The 20,325-nt window shown below is 43.3% G+C and carries 18 protein-coding genes; 7 read left to right on the forward strand and 11 right to left on the reverse strand.

All coding sequences use genetic code 11. The annotated features are described in order from the left end of the window. Positions 1-179 precede the first annotated feature (179 nt). The 7 genes from AC1EKL_RS05190 to AC1EKL_RS05220 form a co-directional block, all read right to left on the reverse strand. Positions 180-4,151 carry a Rib/alpha-like domain-containing protein gene (locus AC1EKL_RS05190; protein WP_480190231.1) on the reverse strand — a complete coding sequence of 1,324 codons (3,972 nt, stop codon included), beginning with the start codon at positions 4,149-4,151 and terminating at the stop codon, positions 180-182. 21 nt (positions 4,152-4,172) lie between these two features. Then, the gene (locus AC1EKL_RS05195) at positions 4,173-6,248 is read right to left on the reverse strand and encodes a pectate lyase-like adhesive domain-containing protein (RefSeq protein WP_480188752.1); all 2,076 of its coding nucleotides are present in this window, start codon (positions 6,246-6,248) and stop codon (positions 4,173-4,175) included. A 509-nt stretch (positions 6,249-6,757) separates the two neighbouring features. Next, positions 6,758-7,720, reverse strand: coding sequence for a beta-galactosidase small subunit (locus AC1EKL_RS05200; RefSeq protein ID WP_480188753.1), 963 nt, complete (start codon positions 7,718-7,720; stop codon positions 6,758-6,760). Next, complete coding sequence (locus tag AC1EKL_RS05205) at positions 7,704-9,587, reverse strand: glycoside hydrolase family 2 protein (protein WP_480190232.1); 1,884 nt, start codon at positions 9,585-9,587, stop codon at positions 7,704-7,706. The genes AC1EKL_RS05200 and AC1EKL_RS05205 overlap by 17 nt, the downstream gene beginning before the upstream one ends. Positions 9,588-9,656: 69 nt before the next feature. After that, positions 9,657-10,646, reverse strand: a complete 990-nt coding sequence (locus tag AC1EKL_RS05210) for a LacI family DNA-binding transcriptional regulator (protein ID WP_480188755.1) — start codon at positions 10,644-10,646, stop codon at positions 9,657-9,659. Between the two features lie 18 nt (positions 10,647-10,664). Beyond that, on the reverse strand, positions 10,665-12,110 hold the full coding sequence (locus AC1EKL_RS05215; RefSeq protein WP_480188756.1) for a UDP-glucose--hexose-1-phosphate uridylyltransferase: 1,446 nt from the start codon (positions 12,108-12,110) through the stop codon (positions 10,665-10,667). A gap of 15 nt (positions 12,111-12,125) precedes the next feature. After that, positions 12,126-13,295, reverse strand: a complete 1,170-nt coding sequence (locus tag AC1EKL_RS05220) for a galactokinase (protein WP_464465758.1) — start codon at positions 13,293-13,295, stop codon at positions 12,126-12,128. A gap of 159 nt (positions 13,296-13,454) precedes the next feature. On the opposite strand from AC1EKL_RS05220, the gene AC1EKL_RS05225 reads away from it, so the two are divergent. The 5 genes from AC1EKL_RS05225 to AC1EKL_RS05245 are packed head-to-tail and all read left to right on the forward strand — an operon-like array spanning position 13,455 to position 15,973. Continuing rightward, a complete protein-coding gene (locus AC1EKL_RS05225) occupies positions 13,455-14,396 on the forward strand; it encodes an SGNH/GDSL hydrolase family protein (protein ID WP_480188757.1) in 942 nt (313 codons plus the stop codon). 24 nt (positions 14,397-14,420) lie between these two features. After that, complete coding sequence (locus AC1EKL_RS05230) at positions 14,421-14,585, forward strand: tyrosine-protein phosphatase (RefSeq protein ID WP_480190233.1); 165 nt, start codon at positions 14,421-14,423, stop codon at positions 14,583-14,585. Beyond that, positions 14,510-15,211: a tyrosine-protein phosphatase gene (locus AC1EKL_RS05235; protein WP_480190234.1), complete on the forward strand. Its 702-nt coding sequence runs from the start codon at positions 14,510-14,512 to the stop codon at positions 15,209-15,211. The genes AC1EKL_RS05230 and AC1EKL_RS05235 overlap by 76 nt, the downstream gene beginning before the upstream one ends. Positions 15,212-15,228: 17 nt before the next feature. Further along, on the forward strand, positions 15,229-15,732 hold the full coding sequence (locus AC1EKL_RS05240) for a YbhB/YbcL family Raf kinase inhibitor-like protein (protein WP_480188759.1): 504 nt from the start codon (positions 15,229-15,231) through the stop codon (positions 15,730-15,732). Positions 15,733-15,748: 16 nt separating this feature from the next. After that, positions 15,749-15,973: a hypothetical protein gene (locus AC1EKL_RS05245; RefSeq protein ID WP_480188760.1), complete on the forward strand. Its 225-nt coding sequence runs from the start codon at positions 15,749-15,751 to the stop codon at positions 15,971-15,973. Between the two features lie 86 nt (positions 15,974-16,059). Here AC1EKL_RS05245 and AC1EKL_RS05250 read toward each other — a convergent pair whose 3' ends face one another. The 4 genes from AC1EKL_RS05250 to AC1EKL_RS05265 form a co-directional block, all read right to left on the reverse strand. Continuing rightward, positions 16,060-16,794: an amino acid ABC transporter ATP-binding protein gene (locus AC1EKL_RS05250; RefSeq protein WP_480188761.1), complete on the reverse strand. Its 735-nt coding sequence runs from the start codon at positions 16,792-16,794 to the stop codon at positions 16,060-16,062. Between the two features lie 3 nt (positions 16,795-16,797). Then, on the reverse strand, positions 16,798-17,493 hold the full coding sequence (locus AC1EKL_RS05255; protein WP_480188762.1) for an amino acid ABC transporter permease: 696 nt from the start codon (positions 17,491-17,493) through the stop codon (positions 16,798-16,800). 60 nt (positions 17,494-17,553) lie between these two features. Then, positions 17,554-18,351 (reverse strand): transporter substrate-binding domain-containing protein, encoded by a 798-nt coding sequence (locus AC1EKL_RS05260; RefSeq protein ID WP_480188763.1) that lies wholly within the window; start codon positions 18,349-18,351, stop codon positions 17,554-17,556. A gap of 91 nt (positions 18,352-18,442) precedes the next feature. Beyond that, positions 18,443-18,772 carry a hypothetical protein gene (locus AC1EKL_RS05265; RefSeq protein WP_480188764.1) on the reverse strand — a complete coding sequence of 110 codons (330 nt, stop codon included), beginning with the start codon at positions 18,770-18,772 and terminating at the stop codon, positions 18,443-18,445. Between the two features lie 82 nt (positions 18,773-18,854). On the opposite strand from AC1EKL_RS05265, the gene AC1EKL_RS05270 reads away from it, so the two are divergent. Both AC1EKL_RS05270 and greA read left to right on the forward strand, forming a co-directional pair. After that, the gene (locus tag AC1EKL_RS05270; protein ID WP_480188765.1) at positions 18,855-19,796 is read left to right on the forward strand and encodes a phosphoglycerate dehydrogenase; all 942 of its coding nucleotides are present in this window, start codon (positions 18,855-18,857) and stop codon (positions 19,794-19,796) included. A gap of 12 nt (positions 19,797-19,808) precedes the next feature. Then, positions 19,809-20,276: a transcription elongation factor GreA gene (greA, locus tag AC1EKL_RS05275; protein WP_480188766.1), complete on the forward strand. Its 468-nt coding sequence runs from the start codon at positions 19,809-19,811 to the stop codon at positions 20,274-20,276. The last annotated feature ends 49 nt before the right edge of the window (positions 20,277-20,325 follow it).

Here is a 20,325-nt window from a genome sequence, read left to right on the forward strand (position 1 = left end):
GACCGCGGAACAATTCCGCAATCAAGCCGCCTAAAATTTTATCTATTTAACCTGTATACTTGACGGGACCTAGTGCCTTCATCGTCCGGCTTTTTAACTTGACTGGAAGTTTTTCCCCAGTCTTGTTTTCCTTTGCCAGTCAGAAAATTAAATATTGGGAGTAGTTATCAAGCAATTTGTTAATCGTTTTTACGTTTCTTCAGACCAGCAAGGCTAAGCATGGTTGTCAATCCAGCAAGTCCTAATCCAGCAACTGCTGCGGATTGGTCATTACCAGTTTGTGGTAATGCATGCTTGTTATTATTAGCGTTGTTGTTAGCAATGCCATTTCCGTTGCCGTTGTTGTGGTCACCATTATCACCTGGAGTTGGTGTTGGTGTTAGCGTGGTGTTGCCGCCATTATCATGGTTACCATTATCGGTCTTGGTGTAGGTAATGTTTACTTCAGTGTCGCCAGTAGTAGCTTCAACTGTTTGAGTATCAACCTTAGCTTGGCTAGGAGTGTAGCCATCAAAGGTTGGCGCATCAAATTCAGGCCAAGCACTATTAGCGTCGACGTCGATTACAAAGTGACCATCGACAACCTTACCTAATTGCCAGTCACCGTACTTAGTATTTTTACCTTGACCATAAGCATTAGGATTCGTTGAAACCGTCTTTTCACGACCGAACCAAACCGTTTGCTTAGTAGTGTTAATTGCACCAGTGGTTGGATCAGTTACATTGATCGTCCGAGTTGGGTGAGTGAACATGTCGCTATTTTCACCTGGGTTGGTTGGGTCAATGTTGTGGTCATCAGGGTTGGTCTTGGTGTAAGCAACTGTGACATTGGCATTAGGAGTGTCAGCTGTGATGTTGTTATTAGCCGCAACCTTAGTAGCACCCTTGCCGTCAACAGTTGAAGTGTAGCCATCTACTTGTTCAACATCGTATTCCTCCCAAGCACCAGTGGTTGCCTTAGCACCATTGGACTTCCAAGTGTTACCGTCCTTAGTAGCAACTGTCCATGGGGTCCAAGTAACATTCTTGCTGTCAGGACTAATCGTTTCGGCAACTTGACCTTCACCGCCACGTACAAAGTGAACGTCTTGGGTGATTGTTTGAGTTTTACCATCAGTCTTGTAAATGGTAATCGTCCGAACGACATCCTTGTTCATGTCATTGTTAGTTGGATCGTATTTAACCTGGGTTGAACTCTGCTTAACAATAACAGGAATCGTGAAATTATTTTCACTTGCTTTGAATGAGCCTGGGTAAGTTACAATTTCGTAGTTCTTAGGAAGATTTTGATCAGCTAAGTCATGAAGCAATGCGGCAGTTAACGTGTCACCTTTATGGGTCTTAATTTGTGAACCATCAGCAACTGTCTTACCATCAGCAGTTTGGTAAACAATCTTGCCAGTTAATGCAAAGGTTTCACCCGACTTCAAAGTCAATGGAACTTCAATCGTTGCTGGAGTAGCAGTTACATTAGTCAAACCTGCTGGATACTTGTAGCCAGTTTGAATGGTGTAATCAGATGGAACGTTAGTATCAATTGCATTCTTTAGCGTTCCTGCTGAAACATCTGACCCCTTCTTGATATTATCAATGCTTGTAGTGGCTACTTCCTTACCGTTGTAAGTGTAAACAATCTTTTGACTAAATTCGGTCTTATCTTGATCAGTCTTACCAGAGTCAGAATCCTTAACAACATTAATATTAGCCTTGACATCAAGGTAAGTACCATCGTTAAAGCTGATTCTTACAGTACCGCCAACACCATTTGCAATATTCTTAGTCGAAGGTTGGCCATTTGGTGTCCAAATCATCGTAAACGTCTTTGCGCTATCAGTACCTGGTGTATAGGCTAAAACTTGCGGTGCATTTGGATTGATGTTTTGACCATTCCAACCATTCTTCCCAAGATCAGTTACGTTAATTAAGTCACGATATTGATCTTGCGTTAAGTTCGAAATGTCTTGACCCTGCTTGAAGGTTAAGGTCTTGCCAGTAGTTGCACCGTAGAAGTTAAAGTAGACGTTTGACCAGCTACTGCTATTACCGAGACCAATGTATTGACGTAAGTCACCTAGCTTATAATTCATGCGCCAGTGTGAGTTTCCTGGTAAGCTTTCTCCATCAGTAGTTTGTTCTGGTGAATCGGGTGCTTGTGCTTGATCGTATAAGATCGAACCAGTGTCATCAGTAGTTACCTTCCAGTTAGTGTTTGGCGTTAAGACACCATTACCCGCTGGAACCCAACTAATTTGGATAGAACTTGCATCGAAGCTCTTACCATTGTCACCAACGTACTTGCCACCCTGAAGAGTGTAGGTTACCTTGTGGCCATAATTATTACCACCTAGCCAATCATATTGGTATTCGATAGTAGTGTAGCGAGCTTCTTCCACTGGAATTTCATAACCATCGGTAGTCCGGTGAACTGAAACAGTTGGTGTGGTAAAGCTAATTGATGATTGGTTCCCATACCAGGTATTATGCTCATGATCCATTCCAGTAACAGTAACTGGTGCTGTAATGGTTTGAGCTGATTCACCAGGAACTGTAACTGTTACTGGGACTTCATAGTGACCCGGAGTAACATCAGTGCCTGGCTTCAAGGTGATTGTACCAGTTGAAGGATCTACAGTTGCCCAAGTTGGAACATTGTCACCGGCACCCTTAGTAAAGGTCGTCCCTTCTGGAGTCTTGGTGTCAGAAACAACTGGATCAGTTGCAGTTTTACCTGGTTCAACAGAAACTGGCTTATAACTTGGGGCGTATTCACCTTCAGGAACAACTTCAATTGAACCGTCCTTAGTTGGAACATCTAAGTAAGTGAGGTTGCCTTGTGCATCCTTATCAGTAAATGTCAGTCTAATAGTTGCACTCGTATCTCCAGCCTTAGGAGCAGTTGCCCAAGTTGCAGTGTACTTAATGCCAGCCTTGTCTAAGTTAGTCGTATCAACCAATTCTTTAGCTTGAGCTGGAGTTAATTCTTTACCTTCAGCTACGCTAACTGGAGTAGTGACGTCCTTGGCAGTTGCCCCTGGAGCATCAATCGTCATTTCATTGCTATCAACAGTTGTACCGTCAACAGTTACTGAAACAGTACCAGTTAAGTTTTCACTTGCAGTTGGAGTATTGACCACCGTAGTAGGAGCTGTGCCCTTCCAAGCAATCTTAGCGGTTGACTTACTAATTGAATCAACCTTGCTTGAAACAGTACCATCTGAATTAATAGTGTAATGGTTAATTGCTGAAACTGCATTATTAGCCATCTTAGCTGGGTCCATGCTGTTAACTGAGGTCTCATGAGCCTTTACTGCTGCGGGATCAGTTACAACTTCATAAGCACCAGTTGCTTTCTTTGGGCCATTCGGATCTGAAGGATCTACTGGTTCAGTAGTGATTGTACCGGTATGAGTAGCATCCCCAATGTAAACTGGAACGTTAACCGTGTCAGTTGACTTATCTGGGTAAGTTACAGTAACTGGAACAGTAGTTAAACCAGTCTTACTGTTATCCTTAGTTGGCGAAATCGTTAACTTACCTGTAGATGGATCAACAGTGGCAAATGGAACTTGACTTGGATCAGCAATTGAGTACTTGGTACCTTCTGGAGCCTTACTATCTGGGTTGATCGTAATGGTACCATCCTGCTTAGTAGTGTAAGTAGGATCCTCAGTCTTAGATTCACCTTGCTTGACGTTCATTGGATCGTAAGCAGGTTGGTAAGTATCAGCATCAGTTGCCTGCGTTGCTTGCGTAATCTTTAATGGAATGTTTACAAAATCAACGCTGCCATCTTCATAGGTTACCTTAGCCCAAGCTGACTCATCAGTAGTCTTCAAGTTCCCAGTTGGGTTAGTTGGAGCAGGTTCATCTCCCATTAAGTTAGCCCATTCAGTTGCATCGGTAGAAGGATCATACCAAGTTACAGTTGTCTTAAGATCAGGAACGACCTTGCTAGTTGAACCGTCACTTTCGATGTAATCTTTAATACCATCAGCAGCATTCAAGTCAGCTAATGTTTGATTGGTTTTACCATTAATAGTTTGGGTTTCAGGTTGATACTTGTCACTATCCTTAACAGTAACGTCAGGAGTATTAAGTAACTTAGTACCCATTGCTAGCCGTTGAGGAGTCCAGTAGTTAAAGTTATTCAAGAATTGAACTAAGTATGGTTCTTAATAGTTAGAACCATCAGGAGCTGTCCCTTGAACAATAATTCCCTGATCAGAATCTTTATTTACCTTTTGGCCACCATTATATTGGTATGAGTTCAAGCCTGATTGTGAAGGTGCCATTGATACGGTACCATTTGAGTGCAAGAACTTAAGTTGACCCTTTTTGTTTTCTGGAGCAGTTTGTTCAGCAGCTGCAAAGCCTGAACTTGCATTTGTTCCCCAGTTGTTCATTGAACTAACATTATTAACAATCCAGGTAAAGCTTGGTGAATTGGTCATGTTAGCTTCGTCCCATTGAGCAATTGGTGATTGAACAATTGCAACCCCATTAGGTTGACCTTCAAGATAAATTAAGTCTCCACCATTCTTTGGTAAAGCGTTCAATCTTTGCAAGTTTACGTAACCAGGGTTGGTAAAGTTAACAAATGATTTAACACTCGAACCACAAACAGCAATCATTCCTAAACCGGTCTGACTAGCTGAATCTTGTAAGTCTAAGGTTGCTCCTTGGTTAACGTTAACGGTAAAGTCACCCTTTAATAGTCCAGCAGAACCAGAACCCATTGAAATAATTGGACTCACTGTTTCACCGGTAGCAGTCCGAACAATCTTGATAATACCATTATCATTAATTGTATTAGCATCTTGGTTAGTTAAGTTAGCTGGGTAACCAACACCGATAGAAAGGACACCGTACTGACCACTATTAAAGTTGGCAATCGATTTATCAGTATTTTGAAGTTGCTGGGTTTGAACTTCCAGATCACCGGTCTTGCCAACGTTTAGGTTACCAGCAAGCACGGCGATGGAGTGACCAGTACCCATATTCATATTAACCGTACCATCAATATTTACAGTACCAGTTGTGGCGTTAGCAGTAACAATCCCCTTAACATCCTTACCACCATTAACATTTAAGGTAGCCCCTTGCTTAACGTCTAAGGAATAAGAATCGGCTGCATCTGGTTGGGAAGTCCGAATTGCCGCGCCACCATATTGCAAGTTGTATGATGATGTTCTGATCATGTTAACGGTCGTCGTCCCATTTTCAACGATGACATTTCCGGCTGTAATAGCATCTCCGGCATCACCAGGGGTAGTGCCACCGGTATATCCGTTACTGGTTAAATTATTGTTACCTTTGAGAACTAAGGTGTAAGCTTCACCGCTAATATCAGCTGCTCCCATCCAGTTGGTCATAAAGCCGCTAATAATTGGTCGATCAGTTACATCCGCATTTACATTATTGAAAGTAACCTTAATATTCTTTTGGTTTTCTTTAGTTACAGCAGCATTATCGCCAGCACCAGCCCAAGCAGCCCCAAAGTAAATCGGGCTGTATTGGTGACCATCAAAAGTAGCGGCCTTGATATTAAGGTTATCAAAGGTGATGTCCCAATTTGGATTTTCCTTAGTTTGGTTATTGTTGGTGAACTTGAGTGAATACTTACCAAAATCTAATGAATGACTATTACCTTCGATGACAACTTTCCGAGCAATTCCCTTATGATTAAGGTTAAGGTAACCCTTATCGGCAACAGGCTTTGGTGTTGAAATACCGTCAACCTTTCCTGTAACGGTGATGTCACCAGTTAAATTAATTTGTTTAACATTTGCATCATTCAACGCATTCACAAAACCTGACCAGCTAGAAACATCCTGTGAGTTTTGTATAGTTGCGGTCTTATTTGCATCAACTTGTGATGGTGTTACCGGATTAGTTGCTGGTTGTGGGGTAACTTGCTGATTATTAGCATCTTTCTTTGGGGTAGCAGAATCAGTTGTTTCTTGACCCTTATTTGCGTTCTGTTGATCATTGTTAGTCGTTAGTTGACCTACAGGTTGCTCTTGGTCTGTATCAGAAATGGCACTGTTTTTATCACTGGGTACAGTAGTTTGTTGTGCTACTGAAGTGGTTGCGGTACTAGTAGTAGAATCAGCAGATGCACTTAATCCCATAAAAGTGAATCCGATTAAAACAGAAGCAACTCCAACAGTTAACTTCTTAATTGCGAAACGTTGTTTCTTCGGTTCTTGTTTACGAAGATATTCATTTCGATTATTACTTGATAACATTTTATGACCTCCATTTAGTAATTTACTTTACAGTCATTATGGTATTGTTTAATAGTTCAAGTTTCAAACATAAAAATTTCATAATTCTTTTAATTCCCTATTGGCTAGGGCCTTCCGGGCCACAAAGGAAATTATTAATATGTGATTTTTTATATCAATAATTCTTTGATAAGTAACCGTATCCCTTTGACAACAACCATTGTAGCCGTTTTCTTCCGCTTTTATCGAATAATAACAAATGACCCATTTGCAGCGTTCTATTTATCAATGATTCGATAAAAAATCACCATTTTTTCGATTTCTGGACAAATCGTTGCAAAATATTAATTACAAAATCAATCACTTATTTCCGGTTAATGTTACTTTCTCAAAAATCACCCACTAAATTAAACCGTCTAGATTTATAAATCATTCTTAATTATTCTTCACCCACTGATTGTTTTATTTATCAACATAAAAACGGGAATGTCCAGCAATTGGACATTCCCGTTTTAAAATAAATTCCTTAGTTAATCGAATGGTGTAATTGCAAAACTAAACTCATAGTCAGTATCAGCTGGCAAGGTAGCATCCTTTTCGACGTCAGCTCCCCAACTATCAATCCCGCCGACACCACGGACGGCTCCAGCAACCACCAGGACCGTCCGACGAGGAACTGGTAATTCTTCAATGTGAGTTGCGGATTCTAATTCTTCTGCCGTATATGGCAATAAACTGAAATTAAATGGCTGGTTAGTTTGTACAAAATTAAGCGTAAATGGTTGTGGGTGTAGATCAGTATTGTTTTGCGTTGTTTCACGTGTAACTTTTAATGCACTCGTCCGCATGTGCATCCCCATTTCCTGTGGAACCAGGTATGGAGTTAATGGTAAGCCATCGATGTGATACGTCCCCTCTTGACCACCAGCCAGCCGATCTGGATAGGTCTCACCCGATAGCCCGCTGTAGGTAAAGCCAGTCGCCATCGTTGGCATGATCATCCGCACACCGAAAGTTGGGAGTTCAGGAAGTTCCTTTTCCCCGTAATAATGGGCATTAACTTGAATTCGTCCACTACTTGAAACAACGTAAGTCACAGTTGTTTGGGCAACTGGTGTTGTAGCGGTTGAATAGGTAAATTTGACCATTACCTTTTCTGCTGTTTCATTCCCTGTAAAACGATTATTTAATGGTGCAATTGGCAATTCAGTGAAGTAATGATCGTCTACCGTCAGTTCAATTGCCGTGCACTTAGGAAACATATCTGCACCGAGCCATTGCGCACTATGGTATGAAAAGCCATTACCAAGATCATTACTAGTACTTGCCCGCCAGTAAGTTGGGTAAATTGGCCGATACAGCCATTCGCGATTGTTAATCTTCAATGATTCCAGGCTTCCCCGTTCATAACTAAAGAGGTATTCAAACCCATTCCCGTGTAAACCGAGTACCCCATCACCATAAACTACGTGCATTTTATTTGAGTTGGCCATAGTAGTATTTCACCTCCTGCATTGCGGGTTTAGGAACCCGATTTGCAAACATTAAACCATCTCCGGAAAAGTCGGCATCTGTATGCCGATCATCAAAATCACCGCCATACCGCATTACTAACTGTCCCGTTACCGGATCCGTAACTTGGATGGCTTGGTCGATGAAGTCCCAAATGAAGCCACCGCAGTAAACTGGATATTTCTTGATCAAATCAACATAAGCCTGCATTCCACCAACCGAATTGCCCATGGAGTGCATATATTCACATTCCATAAACGGCTTATCAGGGTTATTTTTCAAATATTCTTCCACATCTTTTGGTGGCAAGTACATCCGACTTTCAAAATCAGAAATTCGATCCCGGTATTCAGGATTTTGGCAAGCACCTTCATAATGAACCAGTCGGGTATCATCATGTTGCTTATAAAATTGCTCCATCGCCGCAATATTGTCTCCAGCGTATGATTCATTTCCCAGTGACCAGAAAAGAATACTTGGATGATTTTTAAAAGTTTCATAGTTTGTCCGTGCCCGGTCTAAGACAACATCGCGCCACTCTGGAACTGATCCTGGAACATTGTATGAAGGTTCTACCGCACCCATCTTTTGCCAAGTCCCATGCGATTCCAGATTGTTTTCTGCCATCATATAAATGCCATTTTGATCACAAAGGTAGTACCACGGAATTTGATCAGAATAGTGACAAGTTCGCACCGCATTAATATTATTTTCTCGGAACGTTGCGATGTCTTGTTTCATATCTGCTAACGTAATGCAGCGGCCCGTTCGACAATTCCATTCATGACGGTTAACGCCATTAATAATCAGACGGTGACCATTCAGCTTGAGCACATGGTCTGGATCAATTTCGACGCGGCGGAACCCAAACTGATACGGAATGACTTCTAATAACTGGCCAGCTTGATCATACACCGCAATTTCCAGACGATAAAGATACGGATCCTGATTATCCCATAAATGAACCTCTGAAATGGTCCCCGATTCAATCGTTAAGGTTTCTGCCACACTTTGATCAGTACGTAAGATTGTCCGTCCGGACTGATCTTGGGCGGTAATTGATACCGTCCCCGCCATGGATCCCGTCATTTTGAGATTTACCAATAACTGTCCGGACGTGTAATCATCATTTACGGTTGGCTTAATCAGCAAATCCTCAACATGAGTATCGGGAATAGCCTGCAAGGTTACATTGCGAAAAATCCCTGAAAAGCGGAACATATCCTGATCTTCCAGGTAGGACGCCGTACTGTGTTTAAAGACGGCCACCGCTAGCACATTGTTTTCTTCCCGTAAAAATGGTGTTAAATCAAATTCACTAGGGGTAAAGCTATCCTCGGCATAACCAACAAATTCACCGTTTAGCCATACATACATGGCTCGTTCAACACCAGCAAATTGTACCCGAACGTGATGGCCCCGTAATCCTGGTTGTAAATCGAAGTGAGTGCGGTAGCAACCTACCGAATTATCATCAGCTGTCGAAAATTGCCCGGAAACAATCCCCTGATCATTCGTAAATGATGGGCGCCGGAAATGGTGCCCTTCCCAAGAATAGAGAGTATTAATGTATTGGTTTTGAGCATAACCAACCAACTCGATCATGCTAGGAACCTGAATCCAATCCCAATCATGGTCATCAAAGTCTGGCTGCATAAAATCTTGCGGTTGATCCTGTGGCGTCTGAGCAAAGGCAAACCGCCACTGACCATTTAATGATTGGTAAAAACCACTTTTTTGATTGGCTAACTGTCGATAATCTTGGTACCAATCGTGGTCACTATGGGCCGCCATTTGGTTGACCCGAAAGACCCGCGGATCATCTAACCATTCTAACTGTGCATGCATCTGAATCCCTCCTCGTAATGTTATCGCTTACATTAATTTGTTAAATAAAGGGCTGGGGAAATCCTCAGCCTATTTTTTTGTTGATGCCCGTTTGACTAACTTAGTGCCCACTACAACTCTCGTGGTGGTAAAGCTTTCGCTCCCCCGCCGCATTTTGACTTGTTGGACAGCCATCTCCGCCATTTCATCAATTGAAACCCGAATGGCGGTTAATGGTGGATACGTATAGTGGGTTAACGTCGTGTCGCCGAAGCTCATTATCGCCACTTCTTCCGGTACCGATACTTTAGCTTCATGTAAGTACCGCAATGCCCCAACTGCCATTGCATCATTCGCCACAAAAACCGCATCTGGTCGTGGTGAACCTGCTAATAGTTGCTTCATCAAATCATAGCCACTTTGTTCAGAGTAATCGCCCGTCACAAACAACTTGTTATTGTATTGGTCATGCTGACGCAACGCACTTTCAAACACTTGCTGCCGATCATCAAAGACAATTTCGCCGTCCCGGGTCTTTTCCTGTCCCGCAATCATCGCAATCTGATCGTATCGAGCGGTTAAGAATTCAGCTGCCTGCCGGACGCCGCCATGAAAATCCGGAATTACTGAGTCATAACCGTGGGCCAGTTCATCATGGTCGAGAACAACTACATTATGCGTAATCGTCCGTAACTGTTGAAGCTGGCGTTGACTAAACTTACCAATGGCAATAATTCCGGCCAAAGATGCGGGAATTTGGTCCAAGTGGTCAGCAAACACGGTCACGGTTTTGAGCCCCGCTTCCTGAGCAGCACGTTCTACATTAATCCGGGTACTAAGATAGTATAAATCCCGCAATTCCGTTTCCTGTGGGTACCACTCAACAATGCCAATCTCGGTCGACTGTTGGTTGGCGGGCTGGTGACGTTTTTTAGTGTACGAGAGCTTTTCCGCAATCGTTAAAATCTTGCGCCTGGTGGTTTCGCTGACCGATAGTTTAGGATCATGGTTGAGAACCCGTGAAACCGTCGCTAAAGAAACCCCCGCTTGATCTGCAATATCCTTTAATGTTACTGCCACAAAAAGCCTCCTGATCCGTTATAGTTGATCAATAAATCGTTGCCAGCCTGCGCGACCCGCGTCATCATTCTTAAAGACTCCAGCATCCGCTAGCACGTCAGAAAATACTTGAGCCACTTCTTCCTGAAGTACCTCATCAACATTAGCAGCGGTAATTTCCCGCCGTGCCTGAACAGCTTTCGCCCATGATAGGTGGCTAGCTGCAATTTGGTTATCCTGACCAAGCCAGAATTTTTTGACTTCTGCTAATTCATCCTTCAGCCGGGCTGGTAAAATAGCCCGTCCCATCACTTCGATCAGGCCAATATTTTCCTTCTTAATGTGCCACAACTCTTCATGTGGATGGAAAATTCCGAGTGGGTATTGATCACTAGTATTATTATCCCGTAAAACCAAATCTAACACAAACTGATCACCGTCACGGTGCATGATTGGCGTCACAGTATGGTGGCGAGTAGTACCATCATATGCCTTAATCTGTAGCTGTTCATCACTATAATGATCCCAACTATTAATGATGTGGGTCCCTAAGTTAATTAACGCTAATTCATTGCTACTAATTAAGCGCAAATCACTCATCGGCCAGTCAACTATTCCCGCCGTCACATCTGGATAGTCGGCAAAGGAAATTGATTGCCGAAGCTTAGCCTTCATCATTGGAAAGACGTGTTTACCGCCTTGATAATGTTCGTGGGCCAGCATCGAACCACCAACGATTGGCAAATCTGCGTTGCTACCAACGAAATAATGAGGCAACTGTTTTTCAATTTCTACTAAATTAATCAGCGTTTGCTGGTTAATCTTCATCGGTTCGTGTTTGGCATCCAAAAAGATACAATGCTCATTAAAGTACGCATATGGTGAGTATTGGAAGCCCCACCGCTTACCGCCAATCATCATCCGAATAATCCGGTGATTACTCCGAGCAGCATGGTCCAGGCGGCCTAAGTAGCCTTCATTTTCCATACATAATGCACACTGCGGATATTTCTTACCCTTTGCATGGGCAGCCGCCGCAATTGCCTTTGGATCCTTTTCCGGCTTAGATAAATTGATGGTGATTTCTAGTTGATTGCCATCTTGCACCCGCTTAGTAAATTCAATATTGCGCTTAATTGCGGAAGCTTTGACGTAATTATTGGTGGTACACAGTTGGTAAAACCAATTCGTCGCTGTCTGTGGTGATTCCACATACTTGTTCCAAAACGTTGCGTTCACCACTGCTGGCGTCGGCGTCAGCAAATCATATAACTGATCACTCAAAATTTCACGTGCGGTTGGTCCATTGTCAATTTTCTTGCGTTGAACAGCTAGATTAACTAATTGATCTACCACTGGCCGTTGATCATCATCCACGTCCGCGTCACCAACTAATGCTCGCACCTTATTCATTACATAAGTCTGGTCCAACGGTGCAAACCGGCCACTGGCAACGGCTTGTTTAGCAAACTTTTCAAATAACATTCTAATTCGCGCTCCTTAGTTTAATTGCCGTGGTCCATCAACAATTTCAACGTCAAAGAAACTAGCATCATAACCAACTTTATTGCGGTATTCTTCGCCAACCTGCTGTTTCAAGTTTTCAACTTGGTCCTTCTTGACTAGCGCAATGGCGCTTCCTGCAAAGCCACCACCGATCATCCGGGCACCGGCTACTCCCGGAAGTTGCCAAGCAGTGTTTACTAGTGTATCAAGCTCAAAACTGGATACTTCATAGTCGTACGCTAATGAAACGTGGGAGGCATTAATCAGCCGCCCAAGACGTTCCATGTCATTCACCTGCATCGCCTTAGTAGCCTCACGTGTCCGTTCATTTTCCGTGACAACATGCCGTACCCGCCGAATCAAAACCGCATCATTAATTAAGTAGTCATATGCTTCAAAGGTCTTGAAGTCGAGATCACTAAGGGAGGTAATCCCCAACTTTTGTTGCAAAAGATGCAATGCTTCCTGGCTTTGCTTGACTCGCTCATTGTAAGCCGAGTTTGCTAATGAGTGCTTTTTATTGGTGCTCATAATTACCAATGTGTAGTTTGGATCATCCATTGACTTATACTGATAGCTCAACGTGGCGCTGTTCAGTAAAACGGCTTGATCCTTCTTACCCATCCGAACAGCAAACTGATCCATGATTCCGGAACGTAAACCTAAAAAGTCATTTTCTGTCCGCTGCCCCAGCTTTGCGAGCTCAATATTGCTGACTGGCAGATTGAATTCATCCTTTAAGACTTCCCCCATCAGCATCTCGATCGACGCCGATGATGATAGTCCCGAACCATATGGCAGATTACCATAGATATAGAGGCTAAATCCTTTATCGATGAGGTAGCCTTCATGCCGTAAATAAGCGAGCATTCCCTTTGGATAATTGGCCCATTGTTCCGAATCCTTCACAATTGGATAACGGTCCGTCACGGGGAATGAAACAATCTCACCCTTAATATTTTCGGAATACAGTTCTACTTTATCGTCATCACGTGGTGCAAAGACCCCGTAAGTCCCCAAACTAATTGCACAAGGCATTGACAAACCATCATTGTAATCGGTGTGTTCACCAATCAAGTTAATTCGTCCCGGAGAGAAGAAAATATCCTTTCCTGGGCGGTGAAATACTTTTTGGAATCCATCCAGTAACGCTTGCTTTTCCATGAGCAGCCTCCGTTTTTCGTTTAGTAAAGTTCGTTAGTAAAATTTTACTAAACTCATGGTAAACCTTTTTGAAAAATTGGTCAACGTCATTTATTGTTTCACGTGAAACACAATCCATGGGTGCGCTACAATAGGTTAAAAAAGTAAGGAGTTTAAACAATGGAGCTTTCCGCAAACAAAATTATGGAACAAACCCACCTCACCGGGCGGTGGTTTCTCCACGATCAGTCATTAATGTCACCGCTATTAGGGGCCACATTAAATTTCACGATTCGTCATAGTGCCACTTTGACCATCAAAACAGTAAATCATGCTAACCCCCTTTCTCCTAGTCAGTTCTTTACCTGCCGCATTGATGATGGTGTTTGGCAGCGCTGGCCTGCTTCAGATGGAAGTATGACGTTATCCCTTTCGCCAGCTTGCCACCAAATTTGTATTATGACAGGTGGCAACTGTGACCTTGATGATGTTTGGAACAAAAATGAAGTCTTCACGATCACTAGAATGGAAGTTGATGATTCGGCCATTATTCAGCCCCTTGCTAAGTCCACCCGCGTCCTCGTTCTTGGTGATTCCATAACGGCAGGGTGTTGGGTTGCTGGCAAACATGCTAGTGTCGACTATCGTCCGGAAAGTAACTATTTGGCGGTTGCCCGAGACTGCCTTCCTCAAATTGAAATTCACCGGGTGGCTTATTCGGCCGCTGGGGTGTTACGCCCGGGAACTGGAAATGTTCCACCAGCACACGGGTGGCTCAACCAATTAAATGCTCAAACCAAAGCACCGGTGAAACATTTTAATTTAGTAATTATTGCTTTAGGGGTTAACGACTGGCGCTTCTCCACCAATGAATTTCGTCTGGCATACCGCAAGTACGTCAAAGCAGTTCAAAAACGTTATCAATGTTCAGTTGCATTAATGGTGCCCTTCTTACAAAGTTTTGCCCAGGAGATCACAACGATTGGTAAAGAAATGAATATTCCAGTAATACCAACTGTTGACTGGTGTTTAGAAACAGTTGATGGTTTGCACCCTAGCCAACGCGGATCGCTAACGGCTGGACAACATTTTGCACAGGCCCTTTCGCAACTGGTACAATAAGGGAAACAGAAAGGAAGTGATCGATTGGCTCACGAACGAATTATCCCATTATTGAACACCCATAATTTTCGTGACCTCGGTGGTTACCCGACCGTTAATGGTCAAATCGTCAAATGGGGGGGAAGATTTTTCGCTCTGATAAACTTAGTCAACTTTCTGACCAAGATCAGCAGCAACTCACTACACTAGCCATCCAAACAGACATCGACCTGCGCTCCAAGGAAGAAATCACCGCTGCTCCAGATCAACTTCCTGACCACATTGAATACTTATCGAATCCAGTTTTCCAGCGGGATGTGACCGATTCATCGAAGAGCGTCGACGGACTCAGTAACGAGTTACGGAGCAATCCGCTTGCCGGCCGTCAGCACATGCAAACGGTCTACCATGATATGATGACTAGTCAACACGCTGCCCATGCCTTTCACACTGTCTTTGAACAATTGCTAACCGTCAATGAAAACCAAAGTATTCTGTTTCATTGCACCGCGGGTAAGGATCGGACGGGAATGAGCGCCTACCTAATTCTTCGAGCACTAGGTGTTAGTGCTGAAATTGCCAAAAAAGATTACTTGTTAACTAATACGGCCTTGAAGAATTTTCTGAACGGCCGCCAAGCAATGTTACGCGCAGCACAACGGCCATCAACACTCATTGATAACTACACTGCATTATGGACCGCTGATCCGAGCTACCTCGAAGCGGCTCGCCAGGTGATTAAAGAACAGTATGGGAGTGTCGAAAACTATCTCCGTTCCGCGGTTGGTCTCACCAAAGATGACCGTGTAGATTTACGAAAACTGTATCTAAATTAATTAAGGAGGTCGAAAAAATGAAAATTGATGTTCCACTTGAAAATGGTCTTCTCCCAGACCGTTACGGGAAGTTTGCTCCAGCTGCCAATCAGTTAGCCGGTCAGCCAGTAACATCATTCCCGATTAAAATCAGTGATGCGCCGGCCACAACTAAGGCATACGCAATCGTAATGGTCGATTATGATTCCATTCCAGTTTGTGGATTTACCTGGATTCACTGGATTGCCACCAATATTCCTGGTGATTGGCAAGAAATTCCAGAAAATGCCAGTTTGGCACTCAAAGACCGGTTCATTCAAGGAAAAAATAGTAATGCCAGTCGGTTCGTTAATGGGCAACCACAAACCGGATATACCGGTCCGACGCCACCTGATCAGACGCATAATTACCAATTAACCGTTTATGCCCTCGATCAAATTTTGCCGTTAAAAAATGGTTATTGGTTAAATGAATTTCTTCAAGCTGCAAAAGGTCACATTGTTGATGAAGCCACTATTCAGTTACCATCACGTGCAAATTAATAAAGGAAGTGAGATTATGGAAACTAGAATTTTCTTTAACCCGGGTGATTCAATTGCCAACATTCACGATTACAACGAAGCCATCCGGAAGGGACAAATTTTTAAAAAGGAACGTAAAGTTGACGACCTGGTAATTGCTAAAGATAAGGATAATGAAGAATACGCCATCTTTTACGCCCGTGATGCTAAGCAAGAACCACATGATTCTACTAAGGAATACGAAATTAAAAAACACGTTTAGTTAGTTAATACCGCAAAAATGCCGCCAGAATTCGGACCATCCGAACCTGGCGGCATTTTTCTGTTCGCAGCGCAGCGATATAATCTCTAAAATTTCATCGCAGCTAAAAATTCTTGAATGCGTTCTGTTGGTTGATTAAAGAACTGTTCACTAGCACCCGCAAATTCAATCTGACCATCTTCAACAAAGACGATTTGGTCAGCAACCTTGCGTGCAAAGTCCATATTGTGGGTCACCACAATCATAGAATGGCCCTGCTTAGCTAAATCTTGCAGCACCCGTAAAATCTGGGCCTCTAGTTCAGGATCGAGCGCACTCGTGGGCTCATCAAAGAGGATAAATGAAGTATCGAGAGCTAATGCCCGACAAATGGAAACCCGCTGTTGCTGGCCACCGGAAAGTTGGTTTGGATAACGGTTAGCAACGTCGTCTAAGCCGACTTGTTGGAGCAGTTGGTGTGCCTTTTCCTCAGCAGCCGCTCGACTAATGCCCTTCACGTAGATCGGTCCTTCCGTAATGTTCTCCAGAATCGTTAGATTTGGAAACAGGTTCCAACTCTGGAAAACCATGGCCGTTTGGCGAAGCATTTGCAAAATTTCTTTATTGGATAAATCTTGTGCATAATCCAGCTTTAAATCGCCAATCTCTAACGTTCCGGACTGTGGTCGTTCAAGCAAGTTAATTGCCCGGAGTAACGTTGATTTTCCGGCACCTGATGGTCCCAGAATAACTGTTGTTTGATGATCAGGGAATTCAACGCTGACGTCATTCAAGGCGTGATGATTTTGATATTGTTTATCAACATGACTTAATTTAATCATTGACTATTCCCCCTCCGCGGTAATGTAGCGTGATAACCGTTTTTCCATGTAGTATTGCAAAATCGTCAGTAACGAGCAGAAAACGGCATAAACCGCTGCGACAATTGAGTACATCAATAACGGTTGATAGTTATGCGAAGCAATTTGCTGACTCACTAAAAACATGTCCGCAATCGTAATCGTACTTGCTAACGAAGTATCTTTGACTAGTCCAATAAAGGAATTCGACAGCGGTGGAATTGCCACCCGGAAAGCTTGGGGAAAGATAATCTTGAATAACACTTGCTGGTAAGTCATCCCGATAGAATATGCTGCCTCCCACTGACTGCGGGGGATGGAACTAATGGCCGCCCGAATCGTTTCTGAGGCGTACGCCCCGGTATTAAGGGAAAAAGTCCAAATACCAGCCGTCCACGCATTTAATTGCAAGCCGACGTTGGGGAGCCCGTAAAAAACAATAAACAATTGAACAATTAGTGGTGTGGAACGAAAGAGCCAGACATAAAACGAGAAAATGGCCTTGAGAACCTGCCAAAGACCTTTGACCACTGTATTTCCCCGTGGCTGAGAAGTTTTAATCAGGGCGGTTATCACCGCAATCACCAATCCAATAATAAACGAGATTACCGCAATCGGAATCGTGTATTTAATGCCGGCCCATAAAATTTCTGGCGTTGTTGATTTGATAATATCCCACATTTTAATTCCCCTTTTGTAAAAGGCCAAGCTCGTTATAATTGCGATCTTGGCCTTACTAATTTATTTTTCAGTAATGTTTTCTTGGAAGTATTTATCAGATAACCGCTTCAATGTACCATCCTTACGGAGTTCATTCAATGCCTTATCCGTCTTCTTCTTCAAACCTTTATTATTCTTCGCCATCAAAATCCCAATCTTTTGACTTGGAATCTTGCTCGTTGGGACCGTCATTTCCTTTAAGTCATCCGCATTATTCGTCCGTTGATAATAAAGGAATGCTTCCTTCGAGTTCATTGCGGCTTGGACCCGCCCCTGCCGCATTAATGACATTGCAGTCGCAAAGTCTGGTGATGAAACATTGTCACCGCCGAACTTCTTAACGTTATCGGCATTCGCAGTCCCGGTTGCAGCAGCAATCTTTTTCCCCTTAATATCGTTAACGTTCTTAATGTCGTTATTGTCCTTCTTCATGATTAAGGACGTCTTGGAGTAAATATATGGAGTTGAGAACAAGTATGCCTTTTGACGTTCTGGAGTCATCGCGATGTTATTGATTGCCATATCAAATTTATGGGAACCAACCCCCGCGATTAATGAATCCCACTTGGTTGGCACAAACTTAACCTTGTAGCCCATCTTCTTAGCTAACACACGCGCCATATCAACTTCAAATCCCGTTAACTTACCGTTTTCACGGTACGAATATGGTGCATAGGTTCCTTCCAACCCGACCGTTAATGTCCCTTTCTTAACTAATTGGGGACTATTACTTGAAGAAGAGCGGCCACAGGCTGCCAGTGCCACCATTGCAAGTAAACTAGCACCGATCACACTGATTCTTTTGAGCCATTTTTTCATTACCGTATTTCCTCCTTGCCATCATGCTTACTTTCAATAAGTAAAAGTGTACAGACTCTGTTGACGATTGTCAACATTATTAATTATCTTTTTAACGGTGACCCACAATTTTTTGCGCTTCATCCGCAAACCGTTCATCAAGTTCATCCGCATTCCGTTCAAAGTCACTAATCCAATTATCGCCACTTGGTTCGACTTTGCCGACTTTTTCACCCATCACATCAGTCACCTCAAGCGTCCCATCATCCAGCATTTTGACATCATCATAGTGGCCTTCCAATGCTTCATCCAGGTAACCTTGTAAAATATCCCGGACCGCAGTCGTAATCACTTCTTCCTTTGTTAGCTCATGACCACGGACCTTTGCCTGCGCAATCTTCATTGCGACTTCTTCCATGTTTTCTGGAACATCCAAACTCATCTTTACTCACCTTTCCTAAAATTGAAATCTTAGGTTTATCATATCATAATAGTAATAACAAACGAACGAGGAGAAGTGAACGATGAAAAAAGCTGTATTAATCCCTGCTGACTTTCGTGACGCAGGACGGCAAGTTTTTGAAGATGCGAACATCGAAATGATTGCCGTTAAAAATGTAGATAATGAAGCATTAATCAAGTATGGTGACCAAGTCCAAGGTGCAGTGGTAATGCTCGATCAAATCAGCAATGACACCTATGCTCAGACGCCACAATTAAAGGTCTTATCCCGAGTTGGCGTTGGTTATAATAATATTGATCCCGCTGGTGCAGCAGCCAATGGGGTCTGGGTCACGATTACTCCGCACGCCAATTACAATTCAGTTGCCGAAGCCATTTTAGGAGCAATCTTAATGGCTGCGCGCGATACTTACCAACGTCAACAATTATTGCTCGCCGGAAAATGGGATCAAGGTCACGCTACTGCTGGTCACGATATTAGTGGTCAAACTTTAGGAATTGTTGGGTATGGCCGGATTGGTCATGCATTAGCCCAAAAAGCAGCCGCTCTCGGAATGAACGTTGTGATTAATAATGGTGCCCACCATAAAAAGCTCGAGGTCGGTACTGAAGTTTCATTAGACGAACTCTTGGCGACTGCGGACTACGTTTCATTAAGTGCTCCCGTAACTAAGGAAACAACCGCAATGATGAATAAGCAGGCTTTCAAACAAATGAAGCCGTCAGCAACGTTGATTAACTTTGGGCGTGGCCAATTAGTCAACCATGATGATTTAATTGCCGCATTGAAGGATCACGAGATTCATAGTGCCGTGCTCGATGCCTTCCAGCAAGAACCACTCCCGGTAAACGATGAACTTACCAAACTGGATAACGTGTTCCTGACTCCCCATATCGGTGGTGGCACAATTGATGCGATGGACCGTGGTTGCCATGATGCTGCGAGTGAGGTTGTGCGCGTCCTACAAGGTCAAAAACCACAGTGGCCAGTAAATCAACTATAAGGACCTGGGACGATGACAGAAATTTATTTTCAAAAAATGACCCCTGAGGGCTATCACGAAATTGAGTTACAAATTGAGGAACTCAAGAAAGAGCGCCCAACTAAGATTGCGCGTCTTAAAGCTGCCCGAGCGCTCGGTGACCTTTCCGAAAACACTGAATATAGCACCGCCAAACGCGATTTGCGGCATCTCGAAAGTCGTCTTCGCTACCTAAACAAACAATTAACCTACGCTAAGGTCATCCAGCATCAGGCTGGCGGACCCATTGATTTAGGTAGTACCGTCACAATTGAATTCTTGGATGATCACTCTCAGATTACTTATCAGATTGTCGGAACTCACGAAGCCGACCTTGCAAACCACAAACTGGCCTTTGACTCGCCGCTGGGTCAAGCCATGATGGGCAAAACTGCTAATCTGGTGGTAAATGTTATGGCGCCAGATTTCACCTATCAAGTCAAAATTATCACCGTGAAATAATTTTCATTGCAGAACGAACGTGACTTTTGTTAAAAAATAGTCACGTTCG

The organism is Limosilactobacillus sp. C0001E2 (assembly GCF_056590915.1).